Source organism: Streptomyces sp. 8K308 (assembly GCF_004348315.1).
Lineage (GTDB): Bacteria > Actinomycetota > Actinomycetes > Streptomycetales > Streptomycetaceae > Streptomyces.
The window spans coordinates 1-5,890 of the sequence record NZ_SMKC01000402.1; the positions used below are offsets into that span (position 1 = coordinate 1).

Annotated in this window: 6 protein-coding genes and 1 pseudogene; 5 read left to right on the plus strand and 2 right to left on the minus strand. The window is 68.5% G+C overall.

The genetic code is table 11. The features are described 5' to 3' along the window. On the plus strand, positions 1-638 hold a 638-nt coding region (locus tag E1265_RS32495), incomplete at its 5' end, for a transposase (RefSeq protein WP_132934550.1). A gap of 191 nt (positions 639-829) precedes the next feature. Beyond that, a pseudogene (locus E1265_RS32500) lies at positions 830-2,286 on the plus strand (NF041680 family putative transposase). 11 nt (positions 2,287-2,297) lie between these two features. Here the strand turns inward: E1265_RS32500 and E1265_RS40505 are convergent. Next, positions 2,298-2,804 carry a GNAT family N-acetyltransferase gene (locus E1265_RS40505; protein ID WP_132934551.1) on the minus strand — a complete coding sequence of 169 codons (507 nt, stop codon included), beginning with the start codon at positions 2,802-2,804 and terminating at the stop codon, positions 2,298-2,300. Positions 2,805-3,100: 296 nt separating this feature from the next. Next, the gene (locus E1265_RS32510) at positions 3,101-4,099 is read right to left on the minus strand and encodes a phosphotransferase (protein ID WP_132934552.1); all 999 of its coding nucleotides are present in this window, start codon (positions 4,097-4,099) and stop codon (positions 3,101-3,103) included. Between the two features lie 528 nt (positions 4,100-4,627). Between E1265_RS32510 and E1265_RS32515 the strand changes: the two genes are divergently transcribed. The 3 genes from E1265_RS32515 (at position 4,628) to E1265_RS37505 (ending at position 5,848) form a co-directional block, all read left to right on the plus strand. Then, positions 4,628-5,107, plus strand: a complete 480-nt coding sequence (locus E1265_RS32515) for a hypothetical protein (protein WP_132934553.1) — start codon at positions 4,628-4,630, stop codon at positions 5,105-5,107. 86 nt (positions 5,108-5,193) lie between these two features. Continuing rightward, positions 5,194-5,520, plus strand: a complete 327-nt coding sequence (locus E1265_RS37500; RefSeq protein WP_165953957.1) for a hypothetical protein — start codon at positions 5,194-5,196, stop codon at positions 5,518-5,520. A 7-nt stretch (positions 5,521-5,527) separates the two neighbouring features. After that, positions 5,528-5,848 (plus strand): helicase associated domain-containing protein, encoded by a 321-nt coding sequence (locus E1265_RS37505; RefSeq protein ID WP_165953958.1) that lies wholly within the window; start codon positions 5,528-5,530, stop codon positions 5,846-5,848. Positions 5,849-5,890: the final 42 nt, after the last annotated feature.

The following is a 5,890-nucleotide window of genomic DNA, read 5'->3' on the forward strand; positions in this document are numbered from 1 at the left end:
CCCTGCACACCGTCAAGCGCTACGCCCGCAGCCCCGAACCGCCCGCCGATCGCATCGCCCCCCGCGACCGGCCCACTCTGGTCGACCCCTACCCCGACCACCTGCGCCAACGCCGGTCCGACAACCCGGCCGTCCCCGTCACCCACCTCCTGCACGAGATCAGGGAACTGGGCTACACCGGCAGCGCCAACCTGCTTGTCCGCTACCTCAACCAGGGCCGTGCCGAAGGCGACCGCCCCGTGACAACCCCCCGCCACCTCACCCGGCTCCTGCTCACCCACCCCGAGCACCTGCGGACCAAGGACGCAGACCTGCTCGGCCTCCTCACCGCGGCCTGCCCGGAGATGACCGCACTCACCCGACTCACCGGCGAGTTCGCCACACTCCTGACCCCGGCCCAGGCCAACGACAACAAACTCACCCACTGGATCATCACGGCCCGCGCCTGCGACCTGCCCCACCTGCACAGCTTCTGCAACGGTCTCGAACTCGACCGCGCCGCGGTGAACGCCGGCCTGACCCTTCCGTGGAACAACGGCCGCACCGAAGGCGTCAACACCCGCACCAAGAAGATCATGCGCCAGATGCACGGCCGAGCAGGATTCGACCTCCTCCGCCACCGCATCCTGCTCCAATAACGAACACCGACCGTCACCACCGACTACGGGACAGAGCCGTTCGTTTTAGCTTGTCGTTTATGGTCCGGCGTCGAACGGTGCCTCGAACTTGATCAGTACTTGCCCAGTTCGCCGGACGTGCGGGCGGCCTTCGGCTGATCATGTGCTCCGTCACAGAGGTACTTGATCAGCACGAAGGCCGTAGTCAGAGTGTGGTGGACCAGGGCATCCTGCGGGATGCGTTCGCGGAAGTGTCACGCTTCCGAACGGAGTTGTACGCGTGTCTGACCGCGCGGGGCGACGCGTTGTTCGAGCTGTGCGATGCGCTGTTGTGCACGGACGGGCCGGTGCGGACGCTGGTCGATCTCGCTCTCGCTCCCGAACACCGCCGTGGGCACGGCGCGCTGTACGGCGGGCTCAACCGCGGGCGGATCGATGTCGCACGGTTACGCCGGGCAGTGACTGGGCTGCCGCTGCCTCGGGCGGCGGACGGCCGGCTCGTCCTGGCCGTGGACGTCTCCCCGTGGCTGCGGCCGGACGCCGCGACGGCGCCGGACCGCTCCTTCTGCCACACCTACGGCCGGGGCGAGAACAAACACCAGATGATCCCCGGCTGGCCCTACTCGATCGTGGCCGCGCTGGAGAGCGGCCGCACCTCCTGGACCGCAATCCTGGACGCCGTCCGGCTGGAACCCGGCGCCGACCTCGCCGCCGTCACCACCGCCCAGATCCGCGAAGTCGTCGAACGGCTCACCGCAGCCGACCAGTGGCACGAGAGCGACCCGGACATCCTGGTCGTGCTGGACTCCGGATACGACGCCCCGCGCATCGCCCACCTGCTGGACGGCCTGCCGGTACAGATCCTCGGCCGTCTGCGCTCCGACCGCGTCATGCGGCGGCCGACGCCGCCGCGGGTCTACGACCCCAAGGGCGGCCGGCCACCCAAGCACGGCGCTGAGTTCGTCTTCGGCGCCCCGAGCACCTGGGGCGAGGAGCAGGCCGCGACCGAGACCGACACCCGTCTCTATGGCAAGGCCGCGGCACGGGCATGGGACCGGTTGCATCCACGGCTGACCCGCCGGGCCGCCTGGCTCGACCACGAAGGACCGCTGCCCATCATCGAAGGAACCGTCATCCGGCTCACCGTCGAGAAGCTGCCCAGCGGCGGGGTGACAGGCCGGTCTGGCTGTGGTGGTCGGGCACCGGCGCCACCGCGGCGGACGTCGATCGCTGCTGGCAGTCGTTCCTGCGGAGATTCGACGTCGAGCACACATTCCGCATGCTCAAGCAGACACTCGGCTGGACGAAGCCACGGCTCCGCAGCCCTGAAGCGGCGGACCGCTGGACCTGGCTGGTGATCGCCGCCCACACCCAACTCCGACTTGCCCGCCCCCTCGCCGTCGACCTGCGACGGCCCTGGGAGAGGCCAGCCCCGTCGAACAGGCTCACCCCGGCACGGGTCCGGCGGGGGTTCAGAAACCTGTGGGCGAAGGCTCCTTCACCAGCCCGGGCACCGAAACCCTCACGGCCCGGTCCCGGCCGACCGCCCGGATCGAAGAACCGCCGCCCAACCGCTCACCATGATGTCGGGCGCATCCTGGCTACTGGCGAGGCATACAGCCGCCCAACCCACCACAAGAAGGGGACGAAGCCACGGCGCACCGGATGACCGCGCATGACTCAGGGACGCAGTTCCTTGAGGAAGTAGACCAGGGTCCAATGCCACTCGGGTCGGGTCGCACGGCCGGTCTCCCGGTAGCCCAGACTCTTATAGAAGGCCATTGCCTCGGGCTGATTCGTCGCGGTGTCCAGCCAGGCTTCTCGGAAGCCCAGGGCGCGTCCCTCAGCTTCAAGAGCACCCATCAGCACTCGCCCGATACCTCGTCGGCGAAGAGCTGGGTGCACTCGGACGCGAAGGATCTCGACCCGGTCGGGACGGCCAGGCCGGGGCCGGAACCCGCCCATGGCAGCAACATGTCCGTCTACCTCCGCGACCAGAAAGCATCCGCCTGCTCGCACGAAGTGGTGCTCGGGGTCAGCGATATCGACGAACCGCTCGGGTGCCTCGGACGCAGCGGGAAGTGGCAGAGGCACCGAAGGGTCGGCTGTCGCTCCGATGTTCGGAAGTGTGGCCATGGTCCACAGCACCGGCAGATCGTCCCGCCGTGCAGCTCTCACCGTCACCATGACTCCAGAGCCTGGCACCGCCCCTCCGAAAGAGCACCGGAATTTTCACGGGCTACGCCTCCGCCTGGATAAACGACAAGCTCAGAGTCTTCGCGCCAGCCTGCGTGCCGCCGACATCGCACCCCAGCACGCACGCCAAGCAGCTCTGCGTCACCTTTTGACGCACGCACCCGCCCCCGTCGTCGCGAAGGCCCTCGGCTACTGCGACGTGACCACCACGAACGTGGCCGCCGAGACCGGCACTCCCTGGGCCCGGTATGCCCCCGGCGACCACACTCGTTGACAGCGCCCTCCGCTCAGCGGACAAGCCACCGACGTGCTTGCTCCAGCTGCTCCTCGTTGCCCGCGCGGTCCGCGACGCCGGTCAGATCATCGCGCAGGATCCGCCCGGCGTAGTACAAGGTGTTGATGGCGTACCGGAAGTCAAGGAGCGGAATCAAAGCTTGGCCGACTTCGTCAGGGGAGAGCGCCCCTTGGGCAAGGTATGCCTGGATCAGGGGGCGGGCAGTGTCTGGGCCGCCGGCGTCCATCACGACCGTGGCCAAGTCGTACATCCGGGCCCAGGGACTGGAGGCGCCCCAGTCGATGAGGCCGCACAGGCCGGTGTCAGGATCGAGCCGGAAGTGCTCGGGCGCCGGGGCGCCGTGAACGGGGCCCCACGTCAACGTCTCCGGACGGAGCTGACGCAGCCGCCTGACGACCGTTTCCATCGCGGGCCGGATCCACGGACGCGCATGGAGGACGGTAGTGTCTTCGATTCCGGCCAGCAGGTCGAAACGCGACCACGCCTGGTCCTCGGTGACTGGATGGGTGCCGAGCGCCTGGTGGGCGCGCGCGAGGGTGACGCCCATGAGCACCATGTCGTCCTCGTCGTTGCCGTTCAACTCCCTTCCCGGGACCCACCGCAACAGCGCCAGCTCGTGACCGTCGGTAGCAACCGTCCGTCGGCCTTCGCTCGACGCCACCGGCGCACCGCAAGGGATGCCGGTCTCCTCGACACGCGAGGCCAGGTCCAGTCCATAGCGGAACTGCTCTGCGGGCGGTCCGTCAGGGACGGCTTTCGCCACCCACTCGTCACCGTGGCGCTTCACGTGCCAGGTCGCGGAGTTCATGCCCCCCATAAGAGGAGTGACCTCGGCGTTGTCGAGGTCCCAGTGAAGGGCCAGGGCGGCAGTGATCGTCTCACCGTGGGGTGCTGCGGGGTACTTGGTGCCCGACGAGGAGGGCGAGGTGACGTCCGAGCCAGCGCGGTGACCGGCCGCAGGACATGGGGATGGTGTGGCGTGGTGCGTCATGGGTGAGCGTCTCCGGGAACAACGAAGGAACCGCCCGATGCGGCGGCTGATCCGACCTCGTAGACGGCGCGGCAATGCGCCGCTGGAGACTCATCTCACGCGCCAGACACTACCGGCATGGTCGACGCATCGACCAGGGAGTATCGGTCCAAGGCTCCATGCCAGCGGAGAGGAACGATCACTCCCGACCACGCCCAGTGATCACCTTGCTCGTTCGGTCAGGTATTGGCGACATCGGAAAACGCGAGCACACCAGTAAACCGGCCGGCCGCCCCCGCAGGGGTGGCCGGTTGTTGCCGTCAGCCGATTCCCCAGGACATAGCGATCGGCGCCGGAACTTCACCGGATTCGGTACCACGCTTCAGCATCATCTGGCACGTAGCTTTCAGCGGCCCCTTCCGCACAAGGCACCCACCAGCAGCAACCCGTGCCACCCGAACACTGAAATCGAACCCCGAACCAACTGAAAAACCCACGCCGATCATCAGTCGGGGAGGGGTCCCGAACGCTGGCCGTATTGTCACCCACATGGTCTATGTGAGGTTACCCCTGATGAAAGTGGAAGGCGAGTGGTCGGCGAGCGACACCGAACGTGCCTTGGCCGCGCGGCTCGTGCCGATGCTGCCCGCAGCGCCTCAGCCCGGCACTGATGCGTTGGAGCGGTGGGCCGTCGTGAGGACCGTGCTCAGCATCGTCACCGCAGTGACTCGGGAGGCCGGCGAGTCACTGCTGCGTGACCGGGGTCCCGGCAGAGCCAACATGGTCGAAATGACGTTCGCCGCCGCTCGTCTCTACAACGAGATCGATCAATACCTGAAGCTCGACGTGGTCATGAGCATCGCCAACGCGCGAACCCGTCCGCGACGCCGAGGCTGGTTGGGCCGGCGGCGACGCACCGAACCGGCTACGGAGGCCACGCACAAGGTCTTCGACAACCAGTTCCTGGTCGATACGGAGAGCGAGGTTGCCGAACTGCGGCGCGTGCTGGCCAAGGCTGCGGGGTCGTAAGGCTCGGTGCAACCAGCCCCAGATCCCTCCCGCACGGGCAAGAATGTAAACCCGGACGCTGGTCGGCGACGATCCTGGACCGGCCGGTGGGGATGCTGCTGGCGAACCTTCGGCGGCCGGGAGGGCTCGGGAAGGATGCGGCCCGTGCGGAGCGGCGCAGCGAGCAGCTGGCGGCGATCGACCCGCACTGGAACCCGACCTGGCCGATCAAGTGGCAGCGGAATTATGCCGGGGTGCAGCAGTGCGTCGACGGCGGCGCCGACCCCGACGACATCCTCCCCGGCGTCACCATCGCCGGCGTCGACGTCGGGACCTGGCTGCGGCGACAGCGACAAGGCTGGAAACACCTCACACAGGCGCAGCAGGAGCTGTTGGGGGAATCTGGGCATCGGCCCGCTCCAGACGGCCCCTGAGGCCGCCGTGGAGGCCCCCGAGGGGCCGGTGGGCCCGGAGGCCGGCGGCGCCACGGTGCCGGCCGCCAGGAAGCCGGCCGGCAGCCGGGCGGGGTCGTTCGAGCGGGGCCTGGCCGCCGCCCACCAATACCTCGCCCGCGAAGGACATCTGAGGGTCCCCCGCGGCCATGTCGAGCACCTGGTCCTCGAAGACGCCGTCGCCTGCGACGGCCAGGAGCAGCCCGAGACCGTAGCCGTGAAGCTCGGGGTCTGGCGCAGCAACATGCGGTCGAGGCGGGACCGGCTCACGCCCGAGCAACAGGCCGCCCTGGACGAACTCGGGCTGTAGAGGCGCGCCTCGGAGACGGGCCAGATGCCGGCCGGCGCCGGT

Bases quoted from the DNA above. Each gene is read 5' to 3' on its own strand.
- E1265_RS40505 (WP_132934551.1), bottom strand. From the start codon at position 2,804: ATGGTGACGGTGAGAGCTGCACGGCGGGACGATCTGCCGGTGCTGTGG.
- E1265_RS32510 (WP_132934552.1), bottom strand. From the start codon at position 4,099: ATGACGCACCACGCCACACCATCCCCATGTCCTGCGGCCGGTCACCGC.
- E1265_RS32515 (WP_132934553.1), top strand. From the start codon at position 4,628: ATGGTCTATGTGAGGTTACCCCTGATGAAAGTGGAAGGCGAGTGGTCG.